Source organism: Pseudomonas sp. RIT778, from assembly GCF_019718735.1.
In the GTDB taxonomy this organism is placed as follows: domain Bacteria; phylum Pseudomonadota; class Gammaproteobacteria; order Pseudomonadales; family Pseudomonadaceae; genus Aquipseudomonas; species Aquipseudomonas aphyarum.
In genome coordinates this window covers 155,132-178,909 of sequence record NZ_JAIHBA010000001.1, presented here as the reverse complement: position 1 = coordinate 178,909, position 23,778 = coordinate 155,132, and the positions used below count along the sequence as shown (strand labels likewise).

Sequence of the window (23,778 nt, the reverse complement as noted above, 5' to 3'; positions counted from 1 at the left end):
ACTCCCTGTCTGGTTTTTATTCAATGGATTCACTGGAGAGTCAGCATGATCAAGTCGCGCGCCGCCGTTGCCTTCGAGGCCAAGAAGCCGCTGGAAATCGTAGAAGTCGATGTCGCCATGCCCAAGGCCGGTGAAGTGTTGCTGCGCGTGGTGGCTTCCGGGGTTTGCCACACTGACGCTTACACCCTGTCCGGCGCTGACCCGGAAGGTATCTTCCCGTCGATCCTCGGCCATGAAGGCGGCGCCATCGTCGAAGCGATCGGCGAAGGCGTGACCTCGGTGGCCGTCGGCGACCACGTGATTCCGCTGTACACCCCGGAATGTGGCCAGTGCAAATTCTGTAAGTCGGGCAAGACCAACCTGTGTCAGGCCATTCGCGCCACTCAGGGCAAGGGCCTGATGCCGGACGGTACTTCGCGCTTTTCCTACAAGGGACAAACGATTTTCCACTACATGGGTACTTCGACGTTCTCCGAGTACACCGTGCTGCCGGAAATCTCCGTGGCCAAGATCTCCAAGGATGCGCCGCTGGAAAAGGTCTGCCTGCTCGGTTGCGGCGTGACTACCGGTATCGGCGCAGTGATCAACACCGCCAAGGTCAAACCAGGTGACACCGTGGCCATCTTCGGTCTCGGCGGCATCGGTCTGTCTGCCGTGATTGGCGCGGTGAAAGCCAAGGCCTCGCGCATCATCGCCATCGACATCAACCCGGCCAAGTTCGAAATCGCCAAGCAACTGGGTGCGACCGACTGCGTGAACCCGAAAGACTTCGATCGTCCGATCCAGGAAGTGATCGTCGACATGACCGATGGCGGCGTCGATTTCTCCTTCGAATGCATCGGCAACGTGCAACTGATGCGCGCAGCCCTCGAGTGCTGCCATAAAGGCTGGGGCGAGTCGGTCATCATCGGTGTGGCCGGTGCCGGCCAGGAAATCGCTACCCGTCCGTTCCAGTTGGTCACCGGCCGCGTCTGGCGTGGTTCGGCGTTCGGTGGCGTGCGTGGCCGTACCGAATTGCCAAGCTACGTCGACATGGCGCAAAGCGGCGAAATCCCGCTGGATACTTTCATCACTCACACCATGGGCCTGGAAGACATCAACAAAGCCTTCGACCTGATGCACGAAGGCAAGAGCATTCGCACCGTCATTCATTTCTGATCAATCGCGATGCCACGGCTGCCGATGTGCAGCCGTGGCTGCGTAGGAGTCCTACATGAGTCTGGAAAACATCTCCTGTCAGAAAAGTTTCGGCGGTTGGCACAAGCGCTATCGCCATCGTTCCGAAGTGCTGGGTTGCGACATGGTGTTTGCCGTGTATCTGCCGCCGCAGGCAGAGCAGGGCGGCAAGTTGCCGGTGCTGTACTGGCTGTCGGGCCTGACCTGCACGGACGAGAACTTCATGCAGAAGGCCGGCGCGATGCGCATGGCGGCAGAGCTCGGCCTGATCATCGTGGCGCCGGACACCAGCCCCCGTGGTCCGGATGTCCCGGGCGATCCTGATGGCGCCTGGGATTTCGGCCTCGGTGCCGGGTTTTATCTGAATGCCACGCAGGAACCGTGGTCGCGGCACTATCGGATGCATGACTATGTCGTGCAGGAATTGCCTTCACTGGTTGAAGCGCATTTCCCGGCGTCGGACAAGCGCAGCATCAGCGGCCATTCCATGGGCGGTCACGGTGCGCTGGTCTGTGCGTTGCGCAATCCGGGTCGTTACCAGTCGGTTTCGGCGTTTTCGCCAATCAACAATCCGATCGACTGCCCGTGGGGCCAGAAGGCATTCACCCGCTATCTGGGCGAAGACCGTTCGAAGTGGCGCGAGTGGGATGCCTGTGCACTGATCGCCGAAGCGGACGAGAAACTGCCACTGCTGGTCGATCAGGGTGATCGCGACGATTTCCTCGCCACCCAACTCAAACCGGAAGCCCTGCAACAAGCGGCAAAACAAGCGGGTCATCCGCTCACGTTGCGCCTGCAACCGGGCTACGACCACAGCTATTTCTTCATCGCGAGCTTCATTGACGACCACTTGCAGCATCACGCACGCGCCCTGAAGGGTTAATGCAGGTAGAATCACGCCCTGACAAAATTCGGGGCGTTTTTTTATGCGTATTGGCCACGGCTATGATGTGCACCGTTTCGCTGAAGGCGATTTCATTACTCTGGGCGGCGTGCGAATCGCACACGGCTTCGGGCTGCTCGCTCACTCCGACGGTGACGTCCTGCTGCATGCCTTGAGTGACGCCTTGCTCGGTGCCGCTGCGCTGGGCGATATCGGCAAGCATTTCCCGGACACCGACCCGCAATTCAAGGGTGCTGACAGCCGAGTGCTGCTGCGTCACGTGGTCAGTCTGATCCACGCCAAAGGCTGGAAGGTCGGCAACGTCGACAACACCATCGTTGCCCAGGCACCGAAGATGGCCCCTCATATCGAATCGATGCGCGCGCTGATTGCCGCGGATCTGCAAGTAGAACTGGATCAAGTGAACGTGAAAGCCACCACCACCGAGAAGCTTGGCTTCGTCGGTCGCGAAGAAGGCATCGCCGTGCATTCCGTTGCCTTGTTGCTGCGCGCATGAACGAACTGCAACTGCTCGGCCCGCGGGCCTATGGTGACGCCCTCGGCACCGCGGTACTGAAAGCCATCGCCGAAGATTTCCAGGTCGATGAAGTCCTCGACATTCCGTTCAGCGGTGACGGCGAGCACCTGTGGATCTGGGTGGAAAAGCGCGGCCTGAATACTGAAGAAGCCGCGCGCCGTATCGCCAAGGCCGCCGGTGTGCCGCTGCGTACGGTGAGCTATGCCGGGCTCAAGGATCGTCAGGCGCTGACCCGTCAGTGGTTCAGCGTGCAACTCCCGGGCAAGGCCGATCCGGATCTGTCGGCGGCGGAAAACGACACGCTGAAAATCCTCAAGACCACCCGCCACAAGCGCAAGCTGCAGCGCGGTGCGCATTCGGCCAACGGTTTCACCCTGCGCCTGACCCAGTTCAATGGCGACAAGGCTGCCATCGACGAGCGTCTGCAACTGATCGCCAAACAAGGCATCCCGAATTACTTCGGCGCCCAGCGTTTCGGCCATGACGGTGGCAACGTCGTCGATGCCCGTTCGTGGGCCGCGCGCAAGGCACTGCCGGAACAACGCAATGTGCGTTCGCGCCTGCTGTCGACCGCGCGCAGTTTTCTGTTCAATCAGGTGCTCGCGGCGCGGGTCGCCGATGGCACCTGGCAGCGTGCCCAGGTCGGCGATCTGCTGGCGTTTACCGACAGCCGCAGCTTTTTCCCGGCCGGTGAGGCCGAGTGCAGCGACCCGCGCCTGGCGATTCTCGACCTGCATCCGACCGGCCCGCAGTGGGGCGAAGGTGACTCGCCGGCGGCCGGGGTTGTCCATGATCTGGAGCAGGGAATTGCCGCACGCGAGGCGGATCTGCGCGATTGGTTGATTAATGCCGGTATGAGCCACGAACGTCGCATCCTGCGGCTGCCCATTGGCGGGTTGACGTGGCATTATCCCGAGCCTGACATTCTGCAACTGGAATTCGTCCTCCCGGCCGGATGCTTCGCCACCGTATTGGTGCGCGAACTCGTTGATCTGGTGCCGGTGGGGCAGACGGACAGCCCATGCGTATTCTGATTTCTAACGACGATGGGGTGACTGCGCCCGGTCTTGCCGCGCTTTATGCTGCGCTGGCGGATTACACCGAGTGCGTGGTTATCGCCCCGGAACAGGACAAGAGCGGTGCCAGCAGCTCGCTGACACTCGACCGTCCGCTGCATCCGCAATACCTGGCCAACGGCTTTATCAGCCTCAATGGCACACCGACCGATTGCGTCCATCTGGGGCTCAACGGGTTGCTCGAACGCGAGCCGGACATGGTGGTTTCGGGTATCAACCTGGGCGCCAACCTGGGTGATGACGTGCTGTATTCCGGAACGGTGGCAGCCGCCCTCGAGGGCCGCTTTCTCGAGCGCCCGTCGTTTGCCTTCTCGCTGGTTTCGCGCCAGGTCGACAACCTGCCCACGGCTGCCTACTTTGCGCGCAAACTGGTCGAGGCCCACGCCGGGCTCGATCTGCCACCGCGCACGGTGTTGAACGTGAACATTCCGAATCTGCCGATCGATCACATTCGCGGCATTCAACTGACCCGTCTCGGCCATCGCGCCCGTGCGGCGGCACCGATGAAAGTCGTGGACCCGCGCGGCAAGGCCGGTTACTGGATCGCAGCGGCAGGTGATGCGGAAGACGGCGGGCCGGGCACCGATTTCCATGCCGTGATGCAAGGTTACGTATCCATCACTCCGTTGCAGCTCGATCGCACCTTCAATGATGCCTTCAGAAGTCTCGACGGCTGGCTGGAGGGGCTCAACTGATGGCTCGTGAACAAGACGACAGGCTGCGCAGCGGCATCGGGATGACGTCCCAACGAACCCGTGAGCGCCTGATCCAGCGTCTGTACGAAGAGGGCGTTTCCAACGCCAGCGTGCTGGAAGTGATCCGCCGCACCCCGCGACACCTGTTCGTCGATGAAGCGCTGGCGCACCGTGCCTATGAAGACACCGCGCTGCCGATCGGCAACAACCAGACCATTTCCCAGCCTTATATGGTGGCGCGCATGAGCGAGCTGCTGCTGGAGGCCGGGCCGCTGGATAAAGTGCTGGAGATCGGCACGGGTTCCGGTTACCAGACGGCGGTGCTGTCGCAACTGGTCGAGCGGGTGTTCTCGGTGGAGCGCATCAAGGTGCTGCAGGATCGGGCCAAGGAACGCCTGGTCGAGCTCAACTTGCGCAACGTGGTGTTTCGTTGGGGCGATGGCTGGGAAGGCTGGCCGGCGCTGGCGCCGTATAACGGCATCATCGTCACGGCGGTGGCGACCGATGTGCCTCAGGCTCTGCTTGATCAACTGGCACCGGGCGGGCGGATGGTGATCCCGGTCGGCTCCGGTGAAGTGCAGCAATTGATGCTGATCGTGCGCGAAGAAAACGGCTTCTCCCGACACGTTCTCGGGGCGGTGCGTTTCGTGCCATTGCTCAACGGTCCGCTGGCCTGAGCATTTGTTCGGGACCGCTGAATTCCTGTCGAACGCGCCTGTCTTACAGCGGCAGCGAATGTTTAAACAGGATGGATCGTCTACAAGCAAACGTGTGCGCCGAGCCATAGCGCTTCTATAAAGGTAAAGCCGGTTGCGCCCGTTATACTTGCGAAGTTTCATGCCGGAATCGGCATTCCACATTTTTCAGCCACCACAAAGGGAGCGGCGGGTGAGTCTCACAGTCATTGCGCAGCGTATGGGTAACACGAGCTTTCAGCGCCTGGTGACTGGCCTTGTCTTGAGCACCTTGCTGGTCGGTTGCTCCAGCACAAAATCGAACAACGTTCGGGTCGTCGATCGCAACAATGCGGTGGCCCAGCGTCCGGTCGTGACGACCGGGCAGTATGTAGTCCGTCCGGGCGATACTTTGTTTTCCATCGCTTTTCGCTACGGCTGGGACTACAAAGCCCTCGCCGCCCGGAACAATATTCCTACGCCATACACGATCCATCCGGGTCAGACGATTCGCTTCGATGGCCGCACCGGTTCAACGTCGACGGCGGTCGTCACCAACTCCGGTTCCTCAGCGTCTTCGTCCAGTAAAACCACGGTTATCCGGCGCCAGGCAAATGGCACGACAACGACCACAACCACGGGTTCCGGTGCGGCTTCCACTACGGTTGTACCGTCCGTCGCCAACAAGCAAACACCCGCTCCGCTGCCTCCACCGGGCCCGGCCCCGACCGGCTGGGGATGGCCATCTAATGGCATTCTGATTGGTAAATTCTCTTCAAACGGTAGTTTGAATAAAGGAATTGATATCGCCGGAGATTTGGGACAGCCTGTTTTAGCTGCGTCTGATGGGACGGTGGTATACGCCGGGAGTGGCTTAAGGGGCTACGGCGAATTAGTCATCATCAAACACAGCGAAACCTACGTCAGTGCTTACGGACACAACCGTCGGCTGTTGGTACGGGAGGGACAGCAGGTCAAGGTCGGACAGACAATTGCCGAAATGGGGTCAACGGGTACAGACCGGGTGAAACTGCATTTTGAGATTCGCCGACAAGGTAAACCTGTAGATCCGCTGCAGTTCCTGCCAAGACGTTGATTTGCAGACCAGCCTGTTCCGTCGCGTAGAGGGGACAGGCTCCAGCGTTGCCAAGGATGAAGGCGTCGCTTGAGCTTGGGGTCGAACTCACCAAGGGACTATAACAATGGCTCTCAGTAAAGAAGTGCCGGAGTTTGACATCGACGATGAGGTTCTCCTGATGGAGACCGGCATCGATTCGGATTCGATGTCGAATTATGAAGGGGCTGCTCCACCTTCCGTTCGTGCCAAATCCAAACACTCCGCTTCACTTAAACAACACAAGTACATCGATTACACTCGGGCACTCGATGCCACGCAGCTGTACCTCAACGAAATCGGCTTTTCCCCACTGCTCTCCCCGGAAGAAGAAGTTCATTTTGCGCGCTTGTCGCAAAGTGGCGATCCTGCCGGGCGCAAGCGCATGATCGAAAGTAACCTGCGGCTGGTGGTCAAAATCGCCCGGCGTTACGTCAATCGGGGGCTGTCGCTGCTGGATCTGATCGAAGAGGGCAACCTCGGACTGATCCGCGCGGTGGAAAAGTTCGATCCCGAGCGCGGCTTCCGCTTCTCGACCTACGCGACCTGGTGGATTCGTCAGACCATCGAACGCGCAATCATGAATCAGACCCGGACCATCCGGTTGCCGATCCATGTGGTCAAGGAGCTCAACGTGTACCTGCGGGCTGCACGGGAGCTGACGCAAAAGCTCGACCACGAACCTTCACCCGAAGAAATCGCCAACCTGCTGGAAAAACCGGTGGGCGAGGTCAAGCGCATGCTGGGCCTGAACGAGCGGGTTTCTTCGGTCGACGTCTCGCTGGGTCCGGATTCGGATAAAACCCTGCTGGACACCCTGACGGATGACCGTCCGACCGATCCGTGCGAACTGCTGCAGGATGACGACCTTTCGCAGAGCATCGATCAATGGCTCTCGGAACTGACCGACAAGCAACGCGAGGTGGTCGTGCGCCGCTTCGGCCTGCGCGGCCACGAGAGCAGCACGCTGGAAGATGTAGGCCTGGAGATCGGCCTGACCCGGGAACGGGTGAGACAGATCCAGGTGGAAGGCCTCAAGCGCCTTCGTGAAATTCTCGAGAAAAACGGCCTGTCGAGCGAGTCGCTGTTTCAATAAGCCACCCGCATGACCGCTATGCAGAAAGCCCCGACTGGTTCGGGGCTTTTTGTTGGCGCACTGAAAGCGGGATACGTTCCCAGCTTGTAGGTTTGCGTTGTAAGCCTTTGCTGACTGTATCGTAAGTGTTCGTTATTTTTACACTGCCGCTGAAGGCGATTACGCACATTTCTGATTCATAAGATAATGATTTATATGGTTATTTTTTTTAATGTGAAGGGCTTATGACAACAGGTTCGTGCGCTGGAGGCCGGTTGCCCCCGGCGGGGAAATCTCTAGTATCTGGGTTGTGTCGACGGATAGACACGCCCATCAAGGAAGAGGGGAACGGACATCGCAGGAAGCGATTCATCAGGACGATGAAAAGGAACACAGGGAATAGGGAAAAAATGTGGGCGGGTCAAACCGCCCCTTTTTTTGCCTGAAGAAAAGCAAAACCCGGAAAAGCAAAAAGGCCCGCGAGGGGCCTTTTCTTCAAACGCGGGACAGATCAGCGTTCGAGGTCTTTGATCTTGCCTTTGACGCCATCCCACTCTTCGGCATCCGGCAGCGATTCTTTCTTCTCGGTGATGTTCGGCCAGATTTCGGCCAGCTCAACGTTCAGCTGAATGAACTCCTGCATCTCTTCCGGAACTTCGTCCTCGGAGAAAATGGCTACGGCCGGGCATTCCGGTTCGCACAGGGCGCAGTCGATGCACTCATCCGGGTGAATCACCAGGAAGTTCGGGCCTTCGTAGAAGCAGTCCACCGGACAGACTTCTACGCAGTCGGTGTACTTGCACTTGATGCAGTTGTCGGTGACGACGAAGGTCATTTCTAATTTTCTCCTCAGGCGGCGGCAGCGTTGCCCCTTCACGGTTGGGGTCGCCAGGTTCGGGAGCGATGTCTGCCAGCCAGGCTATTAGCCAGCAGCATCCCAAACCGCGCGAGATTCTAACAGCTTGAAGCCGTTTGCGTTATATCCGGTTCGTCGGTGCTTAGATCCGGTTCTTTAGTGCATAGAGCATTTCGAGTGCACGACGCGGTGTCACGTCATCCAGATCCAGTTTCGCCAACTCATCCAGCACCGGATGCGGGAGGCTGGCAAACATGTCGCTCTGCTGCGGTGTCGCCGGTTTGCCCTTGGCGGCCGGTTTCGGCGCCTCATGCGGCAGCGCGGTATCTTCCAGGCGGCTCAGGTGCTCACGAGCGCGCACGATCACCTCGCTCGGCACGCCGGCCAGCTGTGCGACCGCAAGGCCATAACTCTGGCTCGCCGGCCCCGGCAACACATGGTGCAGGAACACGATGCGTTCGTTGTGCTCGGTAGCGTTGAGGTGCACGTTGGCCACCAGCGGTTCGGCTTCCGGCAAAACGGTCAGTTCGAAATAGTGCGTCGCAAACAGAGTATAGGCGCGCAGCTGCGCCAGACGCTCCGCCGCTGCCCACGCCAGGGACAGACCGTCGAAGGTGCTGGTGCCGCGACCGACTTCGTCCATCAACACCAGGCTGCGCTCGGTGGCATTGTGCAGGATGTTCGCGGTTTCGCTCATTTCCACCATGAAGGTCGAACGCCCGCCAGCGAGGTCGTCGCTGGAACCGATCCGGGTGAAAATCCGGTCCACCAGCGACAGTTCGCAACTGGCCGCCGGCACGAAGCTGCCGATGTGGGCCAGCAGCACGATCAGTGCAGTCTGGCGCATATAGGTGGATTTACCGCCCATGTTCGGGCCGGTGATCACCAGCATGCGGGTGTTGTCGTCCAGGCTCAGGTCGTTGGCCACGAACGGCGTGGTCAGCACTTGCTCGACCACCGGGTGACGACCCTGGGAAATGCGCATGCACGGTTCGCTGACGAAGGTCGGGCAATTCAGGTCGAGATTCAGCGCACGTTCGGCGAGGTTGCTCAGTACGTCCAGTTCGGCCAGCGCGCCAGCGGTGTCCTGCAACGGCGGCAACTGGCTGATCAGATCTTCCAGCAGTGCTTCGTAGAGCATCTTCTCGCGAGCCAGGGCGCGGCTCTTGGCCGACAACGCCTTGTCTTCGAACTCTTTCAGTTCTGGCGTGATGAAGCGCTCGGCACCCTTGAGGGTCTGGCGGCGGATGTAGTCTGCCGGCGCCGACTCGGCCTGCTTGCTCGGCAACTCGATGAAGTAGCCGTGAATGCGGTTGTAGCCGACTTTCAGGTTGGCGAGGCCGGTGCGGGCCTTTTCCCGGGCTTCCAGATCGATCAGGAACTGGCCTGCGTTCTCGCTCAGCGATTGCAGCTCGTCGAGTTCGCTGTCGTAACCGGTTTTCAGCACGCCGCCGTCGCGGATGACCGCCGGCGGGTTGTCGATGATGGCTTTTTCCAGCAGCGCCGCCAGTTCCGGGTAGGTGCTGGTGGTGGTCGCCAGGCGTTGCAAATGCGGCGCTTCCAGATCGGTCATCGCCACTTGCAGTTCAGGCAGGGCACCGAGTGCATCACGCAGGCGGGCGAGGTCGCGAGGGCGGGCATTGCGCAGGCCAATCCGCGCCAGGATCCGCTCGATGTCGCCGATTTCCTTGAGCTGCGGTTGCAGGTTTTCAAAGCGATAGCGGTCGAGCAGGCAAGTGATCGAGGTCTGGCGAGCCAGCAGCACGGTCAGATCGCGCAGCGGACGGTTGAGCCAGCGGGTCAGCAAACGGCTGCCCATGGCGGTCTGGCAACGGTCGACCACCGATTGCAGGGTGTTGTCGCGGCCGCCGGCCAGGTTGGTATCGAGTTCGAGGTTGCGGCGGCTGGCGCCGTCCAGCACCACGGTGTCGTCCAGCCGCTCATGGCGCAGGCTGCGCAGATGGGGCAGGGCGGTGCGCTGGGTTTCCTTGGCATACGCCAGCAGGCAACCGGCGGCGCCGATCGCCAGGGTCAGGGTTTCGCAGCCAAAGCCTTTCAGGTCCTGGGTGGAGAATTGCTGACAGAGACTTTTCAGCGCCGAGTCGCGTTCGAAATCCCACGGTGCACGACGACGTACCCCACGGCGTTTTTCTGCCGGCAAATCCTTCGGCCAGTCATCCGGGATCAGCAACTCGACCGGGTTGACCCGCTCCAGCTCCGCCAGCAGATTTTCCCAGCCCTTGATCTCAAGCACGGTGAAGTTGCCGCTGGTGATGTCCAGCACCGCCAGACCGAACAGGCGCTCGTCGCCCAGCACCGCCGCGATCAGGTTGTCGCGACGCTCATCCAGCAACGCCTCGTCGCTGACCGTACCCGGGGTGATGATCCGCACCACCTGACGTTCCACCGGGCCTTTACTGGTGGCCGGGTCTCCGACCTGCTCGCAGATCACCACCGACTCGCCTAGCTTGACCAGTTTCGCCAGGTAACCTTCCGCCGCGTGATACGGAATCCCGCACATCGGAATCGCCTGACCCGCCGACTGCCCGCGCGCGGTCAGGGTGATGTCCAGCAACTTGGCCGCCTTCTTCGCGTCTTCGTAGAAGATCTCGTAGAAGTCGCCCATGCGGTAGAACATCAGCTGGTCCGGGTGCTGATTCTTCAGGCGCCAGTACTGCTGCATCATCGGAGTGTGGGAGGACAGGTCGGAGACGGCTTTATTCATCGGATTGTCAGGCAACTCGTTCAAAGGTGTGTGGCAAAAGCGCGGCAGTGGCCGGGCTTTTCCGCGATGGGCGCAAGGTTACCATGGGCGGTCTGTGGTACGCAGGCATCGCGGCTGGGTGACAGCTATCTGGCTTGAAAAGGTCGACTATGCACGATTTATGCAAATCAGCATTTGTCTTCGCGAAAAACTTCAAGCACTATGCGCGTTATGCAAAAACGCAACGTATCTACCGTCTTAAGAGCACTGCTCGACCAGCACGGGATCTCCCCCACGGAGCTCCACCGTCGCACCGGCGTGCCTCAATCCACGCTCTCGCGGATTCTCAGCGGGAAGATCGTCGATCCTTCGGATAAGCACATCTCGAAGATCGCCGAGTACTTTGCCGTGAGCACCGATCAGTTGCGCGGGCGCGCGGATGTTGCGCCCGCCGCCAACGTCGGACGCGACGAGTTGCATTCCGAACTCAAGGACATAAGCCTGTGGGACGACGACACGCCAGTCGATGATGACGAGGTGTCGGTGCCCTTTCTTCGCGAGGTTGAATTGGCTGCTGGATCAGGAAGATTCGTCATCGAAGAGAGCGAACGCTCCAGCCTGCGCTTCGGCAAGCGCAGCCTGCGCCATAACGGTGTGCAGTTCGATCAGGCCAAATGCGTGACGGTACGTGGCAACAGCATGTTGCCGGTACTGCGCGACGGCGCCACGGTCGGCGTTAATGCCGGCAAGTGCGGGATCGGCGACATCATTGATGGCGACCTTTATGCGATCAACCACAACGGTCAATTACGGGTGAAGCAGCTCTATCGTCTGCCTACCGGTATCCGTCTGCGCAGCTTCAATCGCGATGAGCATCCGGACGAGGACTACAGCTTCCAGGATATGCAGGAAGAGCAGATCGTCATCCTCGGGCATGTCTTCTGGTGGGGCATGTACGCCCGATAACGATCCCTCTCTCAGACAAAACCCGCCTCGGCGGGTTTTTTTTCGCCCGAAGAAAACCGGCCAACCCTTGAATGGCGGGGCTTTCATGCGTCCGCGCATTTCTTGTGCATAAATAAATGCATTTACGCATTGACTGTATATGCATCAATGCATATTCTTGCCACCAAGCCGCTCGACAAAGCGGCTGGCAACAACAGCTCTTTAGTTCCACAAGAACAGGCAGCGATGAACCGGCCTCAACGGTTCAGAGGGTTGGCAACTGACCCGGGTGTGCAGCGTAAAGCACCAGAAGCAGTTATCCGGCGGGCAGGGACCGCGGTCGGAAAAACAATTTGAATGGACTCGTACCGCGCCAGTAGCGCCGAAAAGTCAGCTTCCTTCAGAAACACAGGATTGAAGGAAGGCAAAGGAGTGCATTACTGAAAAGCCCGGCGAGTTGCCGGGCTTTTTGGAATGCCTGCCAGATGTCATCGCGAACCTCCTCTGAAAAATAGCAGGCCGAGGAGGTTGGAAAAAACAGCCGGACTATCCGGCAAACAGTCTGTTCAGTCGTCTCGCACTGACAGACATCCACAAACCGGGTTCGCTTCAGAACTGCTTATAAGGAAATTGGAATGAATCGATATGCACTGACACTGACTGCGATGGGTTACACCGTCGTTCTCCAGGTTCTGGACACTGAAGGTGAAGCGCCAGCCGGCCCGGCTGCCGAACCGAGCGCGGGATGGCGGAACATCACCGGTAACGATGCTGTGCAACCGGGGATGAAGATGCAGTGGGGGCCTGCCGGTGAAGAGTATCTCGAGACAACGGCCGCAGAGCAGGAGCAATTCACCAACGGTCGCATGCAACTGCGCTTTGACGAAGCCGCACGCTGGCTGGATTTCAACCCACTGCAATACAAGCTGGATCTGGGAGTTGCCACCCCGGCAGAGGAAGCGGCACTGGTTGCCTACAAGCAGTATTTCATTGCGTTGAGTGAAGTGAAAAACAACGCAGTGTTTCCGCAGATCATTTGGCCGGTTGCTCCTTTCTGATTCGCAGCACCGATCAAATCCCGTTTCCGTGAATGCATTGCTGAAAAGCCCGGCGAGTTGCCGGGCTTTTTGGAATGCCTTCTGGGCAGGAACAGAAATGCCGGGAGACCGGCAATCAAAAGGGATGATGACCATGAAGAAGTACGTGCGTGTTGTGGATGGCAAGGTCGACAACATTTTCGAAACCAACAATCCGATCACCGACGATTTTCCGGCAAGCCAGGTCTGGGTGGATGTCACCGCATTGCCCAAGATCGACTACTCCTGGAACGCGGTAAATACCGATGGAGTCTGGACCTTTACCGACAGCGATATGTGGGGGCAGCCATCGCAGTTGTCCATGCAACTGCGCGCCGAACGATCCCGCCGGTTTGATCGCGTCAACGCCACTCTGGTTGCGACCGCGCTGGAGCAGAAGGTTGAACTGGGCCTGGCGACGCCTGCCGATATCGCGGGGTTGCAGGCCTATAAGCAGTTTTTCGTTGATATGAGCAACGTTAACAAGCAGCCAGGTTATCCGCTGGCAATCACTTGGCCTGAAGTTCCATAAACACCGTTTGATCGTTCGCAAGTGACCGCAGTGCATGACTGAATAGCCCGGCGGATTGCCGGGCTTTTTTTGGAATGCCTGCCAGGTTTCATCACCGCATGCATCTGGATCAACAACAAACCAAGGAGTTAAACCATGAATCTCTATGCACTGGTTGAATACGGCAAAGTCACCCAGCTGAGAGAAAGTGAGGTCATCCCGGACGCACCGGCTTCGCCGACGTCCTTCTGGGTTGATGTCACCGGTAACAGCGAAATTCGTGTGGGTTGGTCGGCGACCTTTAATGAGGTCTGGACATTTACCCCGCCGTCCGACGAAGAACTGCGTAACGAAGCCGAGCAACAGAAATGGCAATTGCTGAATTTTGCCGCCAACTGGCTTCTGCTGAATTCCCTGCAGTTCAAAGTTGACCTCGGCGTCGCTTCGGCCGCGGACGAGGCTCAGCTGCTGGCGCACAAGCAGTATTCGATTGCCGTCAGCGACATCGATAAGCAGCCGGGTTATCCGGCAAATATTGTCTGGCCAGTAGCTCCTTACTGACAGCCTGCGATATCAACTGACCGGATGCGACTGTCCCAGGCGCTCAGCCAGTTAAGTCATCGGGAGCGCATTACTGAAAAGCCCGGGCCCGTCGCCGGGCTTTTTGGAATGCCTGCCTAAAGAGAAAACGATTGAATCCAACACACACCACTCATCCATCACACCAGGAGGCGTGACATGACAAACGAGCAACAAGCGTTGGCGGACATGCCGATCTGGCTGGTCATTCTGCTCGCCCTGGTGGGCGGCGTATCCGGCGAAATGTGGCGCGCTGACAAGGAGGGCGCCCGCGGCTGGGCGTTGATCCGACGTCTCGCGTTGCGTTCCGGGGCCTGCGTTATCTGCGGGGTGTCGGCGATCATGCTGCTGTATGCCGCCGGTATGTCCATCTGGGCCGCGTGCGCGATCGGTTGCTTAACGGCAATGGCCGGCGCCGACGTGGCCATCGGTCTGTATGAACGCTGGGCCGCCAAGCGCATTGGCGTCTGCGAAATCCCGCCCCGCGACTCCCAGTAACCCTTCACTTTCCTGCCTCGTTGCACCTTGTGCGGCGGGACTTCGCGTGGACATCAGAAAAGGAGGTCAAGCATGCCCACACCGATCCAGCAGCCTTCGCAGCTGTTCACGGCGATGGCGACAGCCTTGCGCAACAGCTCCGAGCTGAACGTGCAGGTCGGCAATCACGATGACTTCACGGCTCCCGGCGACAAGGCCTGGGTGTTGATCGACATCGAGCGAAATGCACCGGGGGAGCGCGCCGCCAATGGGCGCATTGCCCATGTGCTGACGCTGTCGCTGCAAGTCATTCCGGCGCGGTCTGCCACGGCGTTTGCGGCGTGCGATTTGATCGCCGCACTGAAGAACCTGGTCACCGACAACCGCTGGGGCCTGCCCGGCGATCAATGCGATCTGCCGATGAATATCGATGGAATGCCGTCATTGCTCATCCGCGCCGATCAGCCGAACAAAGCCTGGACGCTGTCGTTCAACCAGACCCTCTACCTGGGCCCGACCTTGCTGGACGACCCGCTCGGCACACCGAAATTCGCCCGCACCTGGGAAGTCAGCGACATCGACGACCCCGACCAATACACCTCGCTGGAGGCCTGACCGATGTTCGACGCGTTACTGCGAATGCAGCTGGGCCCGATCATTGAACGCCTGGCGGAAATGGAAGCGGAGATCGAAGACCTGCACCGGCGTGCCGAAAGTTATTGCCGTATCGGCATCTGTCAGGAAGTCGATGCCGCCAGTAACACCTGCAAAGTCAGCCACGGTGGATTGCTGACACCCGCCATCAAGTTCTTCAACCCCAGCGCCGGCGCGCAGAGTGAGTCGCGGATCCCGACGGTGGGCGAACAGTGTCTGCTGTTCAACTACGGCAGCGGCGAAAGCGGCGCACAGAGCGTGGCGCTGTTCGGCCTGAACAGTGACCGTTTTCCGCCGACCTCGACGGTCCCGACGTTGACTCGTCGCGTCCATCAGGACGGCAGCGAAAGCGGCTACGACGACGCGACGCACACCCTGCATTGGCAAAACGGTCCGGCCGTCTTCAACGGTTCTCGCGAGTCGCTTGAGCTGAGCATAGGTCCGGCACGGCTGGCGATGACCCCGCAAGCGATCAACCTGCAACTGGGCGCGGTCGGCCTGACCATCGACGCCTCGGGCGTGCATTTCAGCGGCCCGTTGGTGGATCACCAGGGCCGCGTCATCAGCCCCTGAATCAAGAGCTTCCCATGATCGGAATCGATAGAGACAGCGGGGCCACGGTCGACGACTGGCTGCAATTCGTGCAGCGCGCGACCCGGGCCCTGACCACGCCGCTGGGCACCCGGCAAAAACGGCCCTTATACGGTTCGATGATCCCCACGCTGCTGGGGCAAAACCTGGGCGACGACATCCTGTTGCTCGCCCAGAGCCACGCAGCCCAGGCGTTTTACAACCCGCAGAACGGCATAGGCGATTTCCAGCCCGGCGTGATCGTCGCCACCCGGCAGGGCGCGGGATTGCTGTTGCGGTTTGCCGGCACCTGGAAAAACCGCCAACAGACTTTCGAGGTTGTGACATGAGCATGTTGATCCCCGGCCAGAACCAGTTGGCCGAACCCTCCTTGATCAAGGTCGATGCCTTCGAGGATCTGCTCGCCGAGTTCAAGACCTTCGTCATCGAGTACGTCGGCGCACGCTCGCCGCAAAGCGCGGAAAAACTCAAGACCAGTCTGGAAAACGAAAGCGAACTGCTGACCCTCGCGCTTGAGGCTTTTTGCGTCCGCCTGCAAACCCACGAACGCAAATACAACGCCCGGATCAAGCAGATGCTGGCGTGGTGGGCCACCGGCAGCAACCTTGATGCACGGCTGGCGGACATGGGCCTGGAGCGACAGTTGCTCGATCCGGGCGACCCGGCGGCATTCCCGCCGGTACCGGCGATTTACGAGAGCGACGATGACGCCCGGCTGCGCTATTACCTGGCGCCCCATGCGCCGGCGGCAGGTTCGCGGATGCAGTATCGCCGTGAGGTGTTCACCCTCGGTGAACGGCCGGCGGTGAAAGTCGAATCCACCGATGCCGGTGTGGTGAACGTCACTTACACCTTCGATCCGGACGGCCTCGCCGCGCAGGTCAAGGATGGCAATGGTCGCCGCACCGCGCCCGGCGAAGTGCAAGTCACCGTGCTTGCCCGCGAGGGCGACGGTACACCGTCCCCGACGCTGCTCGAAGGTGTACGCCAACACTTTGCCCGGCCCGATGTTTGTCCGGAGACAGACAAGGTCACAGTCAAAGGCGCCGAGATTCAGCGCTACAAAATCCGCGTCGTGGCGAAGATCAATTCCGGCCCGGATTCGGGCCTGACCAAGGTCGCCGCGCAGCAACACTTGCAGGCCTACGCCGACAGCTGCCATCGCCTGGAAGGCCGGGTCGATCCGAGCTGGATCGACTACACGCTGCACAGCGCCGGCGCCGTGCAATTGCAGATTCTTGAACCTCTGGATTCCGTTGTGTGCTCGGCGTTTCAAGCGCCGTACTGCACGGCGGTCGAAGTCGAGGTGCAGACGCTATGACCGATCAGACACCGCGTCCGACCCTGCTGCCGGCCAACAGCTCGGCGCTGGAACGGGCACTCGACATCGGCTTCGGCGCATTGCTTGATCGCGTCGCGCCGCCGTTTCCCGAGCTGATGAACCCGGCCTCGACACCCGTCACGTTCCTGCCGTATCTCGCAGCGGATCGTGGTGTTGCCGAATGGAGCACCGACGCACCGGAAGCGGAAAAGCGCCTGACCGTCGAACTGGCCTGGCCCACCGCGCGCCAGGCCGGCACTCGCAGGGCGCTGGAGAACGCCGCCAAGGGTTTACAGCTCAGGCCGGAAATCCGCGCCTGGTACGAACAGACCCCGCCCGGCGAGCCTTACAGTTTTTCCGTGCGAGCCTTCAGCGAACAACCCTACAGCGAAGAAATCGACGCCCGTCTCGACCGGCGCCTGGCTGATGCCAAGAGCGAGCGGGACGTGCTGTCGGTGTCGGTCGGCCTCAGCGCCTTCGGCAATCACGTCATCGGCGCCGCGACTTTCTGCGGTGAGCTGACCACGGTTTATCCGGTGTTCCTAGAAGGGCTCGAGACATCTGGCGAGGCCTTCATGGCGGCTGCGCTGTACACCGTCGAAACATCCACTATTTATCCTCAGGGGGCCTGAATGGCTGACTATTACACCCTGCTCACCAACGCAGGGATTGCCTACGAAACCGCCTGCAAGGCAGCGGGCGTACCGATCAAGCTGACGCAGATTTCCGTCGGCGACGGCGGCGGCGCGGTCTACAACCCGGCCGCGACGGCTACCGCGCTCAAACGCGAAGTCTGGCGCGGACCGCTCAACGCGCTGTTCCAGGACGAGAAAAATCCGAGCTGGCTGCTCGCCGAAGTCACCATCCCGCCGGACGTCGGTGGCTGGTACGTGCGTGAAGCCGGCCTGTGGACCGACACCGGGATTCTCTACGCGATCGTCAAATACCCGGAGTCGTTCAAGCCGGTGCTGGCCACCTCCGGCTCGGGCAAAGAGTTCTACATCCGCTCGATTTTCGAGACCAGCAATGCCTCGCTGGTGACGCTGCTGATCGACGACACGGTGGTCAAGGCCACTCGCGCCTGGGTCATGAGCTACCTCGCCGAAGAACTCGGCAAACTCGACGGCAAACAATCGGTACGTGTCGCCGCCACCGCCAACGTGGTGTTGAACGGTGCGCAGCAGATCGATGGCGTGGCAGTGATTGCCGGTGACCGCGTGTTGCTGCCGAATCAGACCCTGGCCAAGGACAACGGCCTATGGATCGTCGCCAACGGTAACTGGATTCGGGCGAATGATGCCAACGTCAGCGCCAAGGTCACGCCAGGCCTGACGGTGATGGTGGAAGAGGGCACGCTCAACGGCGATTCGCTGTGGCACCTGACCACCAACGCGCCGATCACGCTCGGCACTACCGCGCTGACATTCAAGATGCTGGCAGGGCGCACCGGGATTGCTGCCGGGACTTACAAGAGTCTGAGCGTCGACGAATATGGCCGTGCGACGGCCGGGTCGAATCCCGACACGTTGTCCGGGTTTGGCATCAAGGATTCGTACACCAAGGCTGAAGTCGAGGCGCTGATTGCCAAGGCATCGGCGTTGCCGGTGGGGTCGATTGTTGCGTTCCCGGTTGACTCGCCACCGCCGGGTTTCCTGGAGCTGGACAACAGCGTCAAGAGCAGCGCGACTTACCCGGACTTGAGCGCCTATCTGGGCGGCAAGTTCAACAAGGGGGATGAGGGTGTCGGGAACTTCCGCTTGCCGGAAGCGCGTGGGGAGTTCTTGCGAGGTTGGGATCATGGGCGGGGTGTGGATGCCGGGCGTGCATCTGGCAGTTCTCAGTCAGACAGTCTCAAGGCTCACTACCATTTCCTTCCGACAGGCTCGGGTGGCGGGCAGGCCACTGATCCGAATGGAGAGATTCCAACTGTTGTATTGAAGGATACAACCACGGATTGGGTATTGCGTACGGAAGGTGACAACCCTGACCTGACCATCGGTCGTGTAAGAACCTACAATTTCGGTGCCGCTACAGAAACCCGCCCCCGCAACATCGCCGTCATGTGGTGCATCAAAGCCTGGAACGCGCCGGTCAATCAGGGAAACATCGACGTAGCGGCACTGGTCAAGGAAGTCTCACGCCTCGGCTCGGCCGTTCCGGTCGGTGCTGTCATGGCGTTCCCGACGGGTATCGTTCCGCCGGGCTTTCTGGAGCTGGATGGCAGTGTGCAGAGCATTGCAACCTATCCGGATCTGGCGGCGTACCTGAGTACAAAATTCAACAAGGGCGATGAGGGCACCGGCAATTTCCGGTTGCCGGAGTCTCGCGGTGAGTTCCTGCGGGGCTGGGATCATGGTCGCGGGACTGATGTCGGTCGAGGGATCGGTAGCTGGCAGGCGGATGACAACAAGGCTCACGCCCACACCTACACCCGGATTCCCGTTTTCGGCAATACCGGTGGCGCCAACGCTGCGGGTATCGTTGCCGACAATGGAACGCAGACAGGCAGTTCCAACTTCGCCAGCTACATGAACACGTCGGGGGGCAGTGAGGCGCGACCACGCAACCTCGCCGTCATGTGGTGCATCAAAGCCTGGAACGCGCCGATCAATCAGGGAAACATCGACGTCGCCGCACTGGCCAATGAAGTCGCGCAGCTCAAATCCTCGGTTCCGGTCGGTGCTGTTCTGTCGTTTCCAACGGGTGTCGTTCCTGCCGGTTATCTGGAACTGGATGGCAGCGTGCAGAGCATTGCGACCTATCCGGATCTGGCGGCGTATCTCGGCACAAAGTTCAACAAGGGCGATGAGGGCGCGGGCAACTTCCGCTTGCCGGAGTCTCGCGGTGAGTTTCTGCGCGGCTGGGATCACGGACGTGGAATAGACGCCGGGCGAACTGTCGGCAGCTACCAGGCCGGTACGAAGATCCAGGGTGACAATGCCGAGGCGCCCGCCGTTCAGGGCATTGGCAACTCCGAAGCGATCGATGCCGATCCGGCGCCTGGTTTCAAAGGTGACATCTACTACACGTCCACCGGTGTCACTGCACTCAATACCGGCTCGTACTGGAAAACCGTGCGCCCACGCAACCTAGCCGTCATGTGGTGCATCAAAGCCTGGAACGCACCGGTCAATCAGGGAAGCATTGACGTCGCAGCGCTGGCTCCTCTGGCCCAGCAAGCGACCGAAATCAAGCAAGGAACGGCGAAGGTTGCAACCCAGGAGTTGACCGACACCGGGGCCGACGACACGACAATCGTGACGCCGAAAAAACTTCGTTGGGGATTCCAGATCCTCAAGGCCATCAACGGTTACATCGTTTTCCCGTCCTGGCTCGGTGGATTGATCATTCAGTGGGGCAGGGTCTCCGGAAATGGCGGTACGGACATCGCCACTGCCTTCCCGATCGCTTTTCCAAATGGCATGTACAGCCTGAACGCGACGTTGAACTACACACCAGGGTCGGCAGTGAACGGGTATGTGGATGTCGGTGTGTCAAGTCTCACCTCGTTTTATGGAAAACATACCTTTCCCGGGGTCACGGTCTTTCATTGGGTCGCGGTGGGCAGTTAAGGAGAGATCATGAAATACGCACTGTTTGACGAGAATTCGAACTTGCAAACCTGCCTGATTGAAGGGGTTCACCCGATCCCCGCTTCGGCAGTCAAAGTCGATGACAAGTTGTTTATCAGGTTGACCCAGGAAGCCGACGGCATCTGGCGTCGAGTAGGCGATGAAATTGTCAAAACGCCTTTCCCGCAAGTGACTCCTGATTATGCGCAACGGGTCGCCGACGAGCGCTATGAGCGGGAGGACGCGGTCGTTTCTGTGGAAGGTCTAACTGTTGCAACCTCCCGTGACAGCGCGGGGATGATCTATGGCGCTGGCATCTCGGCGATCCTCGATCCTGATTACCGCTGCAACTTCAAAACGCTCGAGGGTTTCATCGAGATCGGCGCGCAGCAGATTCTCGCGATTGCCAAAGCTGTCAGGGCGCACGTGCAGGCTTGTTTCGACCGCGAACTGGAATTGCTCCAGGCAATCGAGGACGGCACGTACTCCGATGAAATGCTCAAGGAAGGCTGGCCCGATTCCATGCCAGTTTCACCGACCACCGAGCCTCAATAAAACGCCCCGCACCCCGGGGCGTTTTATTGTCCGCCCAACACATTCAACACCCGCCAAGCCCCTCCCTTTGAGGGGCTTTCCCGTTTATGGAGAAACGAAAAATGGCAACCCGCCAAACCTACACCGTGCTCGTTCCATTCCCCACCGGCGGTGGGCACTGGTCGAGCGTCGGCCAGGAACTCGATCTGCTCGACGTCGAGGCCAGTGCGCTGCACAGCGCCGGTCGACTGGAGCTGAAAACACCTACCACCAAGGCCGTGAAGGCCGCTGCCAAGAAGGCTGACTGACTATGGCTGAGGTTCTGAACTTCGAGCACAACGGCATTACCGTCAATGCCACCGAATCCCCCGAGGCCATGGGTGGCCTGGGCGACAACGTCATCGGTCTGGTCGGCACCGCGCCGAAGGCCGATCCGCTGATTCCGCGCAACGCACCGTTTCGCATCAACAGCTTTACCACCCACGCGCTGCTCGATCCGACCGGTTCCGAAGAGGGCACCCTGTACCACGCCGTTTACCAGATCCTCAAAGTGGTCAAGGTGCCGGTGTACGTGGTGATCGTCGAAGCGGGCGCAACCCCGACCGACACCGTCAACGCAGTGATCGGCGGCGTCGAGCCAGTGACCGGCCGCAAGCTCGGTCTGGCGGCACTGGGCAGCGTCCCGGAAGACCTGACCATCATCGGCGCGCCGGGCTTCACCGGCACCAAGGCGGTGGCCAGCGAGTTCGCCTCGTTCGGCAAGCGCATCAAGGCCCGTGTGGTGCTGGACGGCAAGGACGTCTCGGTCGCCGATCAGGTGCTGTACAGCCAGGAACTGGGCGGCGCTGACCTCGGTTTCGACCGTTGCCTGGTGGTGCACAACATGCCGGCCGTGTACTCGAAAGCCGCTAAGAAAAACGTGTTCCTCGCGCCATCCAGTCTGGCGATTGCCGCGCTGGCCAAGGTCAAGCAATGGGAAAGCCCGGGCAACCAGGTGACCTATGCCGAAGACGTGTCGCGGGTCGTTGAGTACAACATCCTCGACACCTCCACCGAAGGCGATCTGCTCAACCGCTACGGCGTCAGCTACTACGCCCGCACCATCCTTGGCGGCTTCTCGCTGCTGGGCAACCGCTCGATCACCGGCAAGTTCATCAGCTACGTCGGTCTGGAAGACGCCATCAGCCGCAAGCTGGTGAAGGCCGGCCAGAAAGCCATGGCGAAGAACCTGACCAAGTCGTTCATGGATCAGGAAGTCAAACGTATCAACGACTGGCTGCAAACCCTGGTCGCCGACGAAACCATTCCCGGCGGCAGCGTGTATCTGCACCCGGAACTCAACAGCGTCGAGAAGTACAAGAACGGCACCTGGTACGTGGTCATCGACTACGGCCGCTACGCGCCGAACGAACACATGGTTTATCAACTCAACGCCCGCGATGAAATCATCGAGCAGTTCCTGGAGGACGTTCTCTAATGTTTACCAACCGCGTAAGACAGGCCATCGCGGCCACCCTGCAAGGCCTGCCGTTGTCGGCGACCGTTGAGGAATTCACTCCGCCGAAGATCGAATTCGATGTGGAAGAGATGCGTGGCGGCCGTTTCATCGTCGAAGAAATGGCCAAGGGCGGCAAAGCGCTCAATGCCAAGTTGACCCTGCAAGGCATGGGCACCGAAGTCATGCTCGCACTGGGTGTGAAGCTGGGCGACGACATCCTGCTGAACGTGCGTGAAGGCGGTCAGGATCAGGATGGCAACACCTGGTTCACCTACCACACCGTCGGCGGCAAGCTGAAATCCCTGGAGGAAACCGCGGTGAAGATGGGTGAAAAACCCAAGACCAACCTGGAGCTCTCCTGCCGCACCTACAACCGCCTTGAAAACGGCGTGCCGGTGATCGACATCGACGTGCGCACCCAGAAGTTCGTGCTCAACGGCGTCGACATCCTCGGTGATGCCCGTCGTGCGGTGCTGATGCCGTAAGCCTCGGCCAAAGGCAATCACAAACCCTGTGGGAGCGGGCAGACCCCGCTCCCACAAGGGACTGCAACACCCCTCAAGAATCACCAAGGAATTCATACATGTCGTGGATGCCACCCAAGCATGACCTGTTGTCGCCGATTACCGGCGACGACGGCTCGCAGATCGAATCGATCCAGCTCAAGCCGCTGTTCTACGCCGCCCAGAAAGAGGCGCTGGAACGCGCAGGCGACGATGAAGACGACCAGTTCTTCGAACTGGCGCTGCTGGCCACCGGCTTGTCGGTCAAGGAACTCGATCAGCTCAAGCGTCCGGACTACGTGACCATCGCGCAGTACGTGCACGAAGTCTCGACCCGTCCGGCGTCGTTCTTTCTCGACCAGGTCGAAGACGCGGAACAGTCCGATGATCCCGATCAGGTGCAACTGCTGTTGCCGCTCGCCGTCACCGGCCGCACCGTGACTTCGCTGAGCCTGGAAATGCCGGCGCTGCGGGCCACCAAAGTGATGAAGAAACTGAAAACGGCCAAGGAACGCGCCGAGTTCATCACCGCCCATTGCACCGGCCTGATGATCCCCGATCTGGCCCTGTTGAGCGTGCCGGACTGGACGCAATTGCAGGTGCGCATCGACGATTTTTTAAACCAGCCGGCGGCCTTCTTTCAGAACGCGACATCGAAGTAATCCTCGATATCGTGCCGCTCATTTACCCGGTAAGTGAGGCGGAAATTCTGGAGTGGGACGCCGA

At 60.0% G+C, this 23,778-nt stretch carries 26 protein-coding genes; 24 read left to right on the top strand and 2 right to left on the bottom strand.

The window, feature by feature from the left end; translation table 11 throughout:
* The first annotated feature begins 45 nt into the window (after positions 1-45).
* The 8 genes from K5E37_RS00905 (at position 46) to rpoS (ending at position 7,252) form a co-directional block, all read left to right on the top strand.
* Positions 46-1,158: an S-(hydroxymethyl)glutathione dehydrogenase/class III alcohol dehydrogenase gene (locus K5E37_RS00905; RefSeq protein WP_007954819.1), complete on the top strand. Its 1,113-nt coding sequence runs from the start codon at positions 46-48 to the stop codon at positions 1,156-1,158.
* A gap of 55 nt (positions 1,159-1,213) precedes the next feature.
* The gene (gene fghA / locus K5E37_RS00900) at positions 1,214-2,059 is read left to right on the top strand and encodes an S-formylglutathione hydrolase (RefSeq protein WP_085605227.1); all 846 of its coding nucleotides are present in this window, start codon (positions 1,214-1,216) and stop codon (positions 2,057-2,059) included.
* A gap of 43 nt (positions 2,060-2,102) precedes the next feature.
* Positions 2,103-2,576 (top strand): 2-C-methyl-D-erythritol 2,4-cyclodiphosphate synthase, encoded by a 474-nt coding sequence (gene ispF / locus K5E37_RS00895; RefSeq protein ID WP_007954821.1) that lies wholly within the window; start codon positions 2,103-2,105, stop codon positions 2,574-2,576.
* Positions 2,573-3,631: a tRNA pseudouridine(13) synthase TruD gene (truD, locus tag K5E37_RS00890; protein ID WP_011332702.1), complete on the top strand. Its 1,059-nt coding sequence runs from the start codon at positions 2,573-2,575 to the stop codon at positions 3,629-3,631. The genes ispF and truD overlap by 4 nt, the downstream gene beginning before the upstream one ends.
* Positions 3,619-4,368 carry a 5'/3'-nucleotidase SurE gene (surE, locus tag K5E37_RS00885; RefSeq protein WP_007954824.1) on the top strand — a complete coding sequence of 250 codons (750 nt, stop codon included), beginning with the start codon at positions 3,619-3,621 and terminating at the stop codon, positions 4,366-4,368. The genes truD and surE overlap by 13 nt, the downstream gene beginning before the upstream one ends.
* 41 nt (positions 4,369-4,409) lie before the next feature.
* The gene (locus tag K5E37_RS00880) at positions 4,410-5,045 is read left to right on the top strand and encodes a protein-L-isoaspartate(D-aspartate) O-methyltransferase (RefSeq protein WP_170844894.1); all 636 of its coding nucleotides are present in this window, start codon (positions 4,410-4,412) and stop codon (positions 5,043-5,045) included.
* 211 nt (positions 5,046-5,256) lie between these two features.
* Positions 5,257-6,138, top strand: coding sequence for a peptidoglycan DD-metalloendopeptidase family protein (locus K5E37_RS00875; protein ID WP_085605229.1), 882 nt, complete (start codon positions 5,257-5,259; stop codon positions 6,136-6,138).
* A 106-nt stretch (positions 6,139-6,244) separates the two neighbouring features.
* Entirely contained in the window at positions 6,245-7,252 is a 1,008-nt protein-coding gene (gene rpoS, locus K5E37_RS00870; protein WP_221532910.1) for an RNA polymerase sigma factor RpoS, read from the top strand.
* A gap of 490 nt (positions 7,253-7,742) precedes the next feature.
* Here rpoS and fdxA read toward each other — a convergent pair whose 3' ends face one another.
* The gene (gene fdxA, locus K5E37_RS00865) at positions 7,743-8,066 is read right to left on the bottom strand and encodes a ferredoxin FdxA (protein WP_007908827.1); all 324 of its coding nucleotides are present in this window, start codon (positions 8,064-8,066) and stop codon (positions 7,743-7,745) included.
* A 163-nt stretch (positions 8,067-8,229) separates the two neighbouring features.
* Positions 8,230-10,812 carry a DNA mismatch repair protein MutS gene (mutS, locus tag K5E37_RS00860; protein ID WP_085605231.1) on the bottom strand — a complete coding sequence of 861 codons (2,583 nt, stop codon included), beginning with the start codon at positions 10,810-10,812 and terminating at the stop codon, positions 8,230-8,232.
* A gap of 210 nt (positions 10,813-11,022) precedes the next feature.
* On the opposite strand from mutS, the gene K5E37_RS00855 reads away from it, so the two are divergent.
* The 16 genes from K5E37_RS00855 to K5E37_RS00780 all read left to right on the top strand — a co-directional run bounded on the left by K5E37_RS00855 (position 11,023) and on the right by K5E37_RS00780 (position 23,714).
* Positions 11,023-11,757, top strand: coding sequence for an XRE family transcriptional regulator (locus K5E37_RS00855; protein ID WP_085605233.1), 735 nt, complete (start codon positions 11,023-11,025; stop codon positions 11,755-11,757).
* Positions 11,758-12,371: 614 nt separating this feature from the next.
* The gene (locus K5E37_RS00850; RefSeq protein ID WP_085605235.1) at positions 12,372-12,794 is read left to right on the top strand and encodes a tail fiber assembly protein; all 423 of its coding nucleotides are present in this window, start codon (positions 12,372-12,374) and stop codon (positions 12,792-12,794) included.
* A 133-nt stretch (positions 12,795-12,927) separates the two neighbouring features.
* Positions 12,928-13,344 (top strand): tail fiber assembly protein, encoded by a 417-nt coding sequence (locus tag K5E37_RS00845; protein ID WP_221532909.1) that lies wholly within the window; start codon positions 12,928-12,930, stop codon positions 13,342-13,344.
* 135 nt (positions 13,345-13,479) lie between these two features.
* Positions 13,480-13,884, top strand: a complete 405-nt coding sequence (locus K5E37_RS00840) for a tail fiber assembly protein (RefSeq protein WP_221532908.1) — start codon at positions 13,480-13,482, stop codon at positions 13,882-13,884.
* A 177-nt stretch (positions 13,885-14,061) separates the two neighbouring features.
* Complete coding sequence (locus K5E37_RS00835; protein WP_064593815.1) at positions 14,062-14,400, top strand: phage holin family protein; 339 nt, start codon at positions 14,062-14,064, stop codon at positions 14,398-14,400.
* A gap of 72 nt (positions 14,401-14,472) precedes the next feature.
* Positions 14,473-14,994 (top strand): hypothetical protein, encoded by a 522-nt coding sequence (locus K5E37_RS00830; protein ID WP_221532907.1) that lies wholly within the window; start codon positions 14,473-14,475, stop codon positions 14,992-14,994.
* 3 nt (positions 14,995-14,997) lie between these two features.
* Positions 14,998-15,606, top strand: coding sequence for a phage baseplate assembly protein V (locus K5E37_RS00825; RefSeq protein WP_221532906.1), 609 nt, complete (start codon positions 14,998-15,000; stop codon positions 15,604-15,606).
* Positions 15,607-15,620: 14 nt separating this feature from the next.
* On the top strand, positions 15,621-15,953 hold the full coding sequence (locus K5E37_RS00820) for a phage baseplate protein (RefSeq protein ID WP_221532905.1): 333 nt from the start codon (positions 15,621-15,623) through the stop codon (positions 15,951-15,953).
* Complete coding sequence (locus K5E37_RS00815) at positions 15,950-16,945, top strand: baseplate J/gp47 family protein (RefSeq protein WP_085605253.1); 996 nt, start codon at positions 15,950-15,952, stop codon at positions 16,943-16,945. Before K5E37_RS00820 ends, K5E37_RS00815 begins: the two co-directional genes overlap by 4 nt.
* Positions 16,942-17,577 (top strand): phage tail protein I, encoded by a 636-nt coding sequence (locus K5E37_RS00810; RefSeq protein ID WP_221532904.1) that lies wholly within the window; start codon positions 16,942-16,944, stop codon positions 17,575-17,577. The genes K5E37_RS00815 and K5E37_RS00810 overlap by 4 nt, the downstream gene beginning before the upstream one ends.
* The gene (locus K5E37_RS00805) at positions 17,578-20,517 is read left to right on the top strand and encodes a tail fiber protein (protein WP_260403870.1); all 2,940 of its coding nucleotides are present in this window, start codon (positions 17,578-17,580) and stop codon (positions 20,515-20,517) included.
* Between the two features lie 9 nt (positions 20,518-20,526).
* Complete coding sequence (locus K5E37_RS00800; protein WP_221532903.1) at positions 20,527-21,072, top strand: DUF4376 domain-containing protein; 546 nt, start codon at positions 20,527-20,529, stop codon at positions 21,070-21,072.
* A 101-nt stretch (positions 21,073-21,173) separates the two neighbouring features.
* Positions 21,174-21,359 carry a hypothetical protein gene (locus K5E37_RS00795; protein ID WP_039771239.1) on the top strand — a complete coding sequence of 62 codons (186 nt, stop codon included), beginning with the start codon at positions 21,174-21,176 and terminating at the stop codon, positions 21,357-21,359.
* A gap of 2 nt (positions 21,360-21,361) precedes the next feature.
* Positions 21,362-22,528 (top strand): phage tail protein, encoded by a 1,167-nt coding sequence (locus K5E37_RS00790; RefSeq protein WP_115076745.1) that lies wholly within the window; start codon positions 21,362-21,364, stop codon positions 22,526-22,528.
* Positions 22,528-23,034: a phage major tail tube protein gene (locus K5E37_RS00785; protein ID WP_007954868.1), complete on the top strand. Its 507-nt coding sequence runs from the start codon at positions 22,528-22,530 to the stop codon at positions 23,032-23,034. The genes K5E37_RS00790 and K5E37_RS00785 overlap by 1 nt, the downstream gene beginning before the upstream one ends.
* A gap of 98 nt (positions 23,035-23,132) precedes the next feature.
* Complete coding sequence (locus tag K5E37_RS00780) at positions 23,133-23,714, top strand: phage tail assembly protein (protein WP_221532902.1); 582 nt, start codon at positions 23,133-23,135, stop codon at positions 23,712-23,714.
* Positions 23,715-23,778 lie beyond the last annotated feature (64 nt).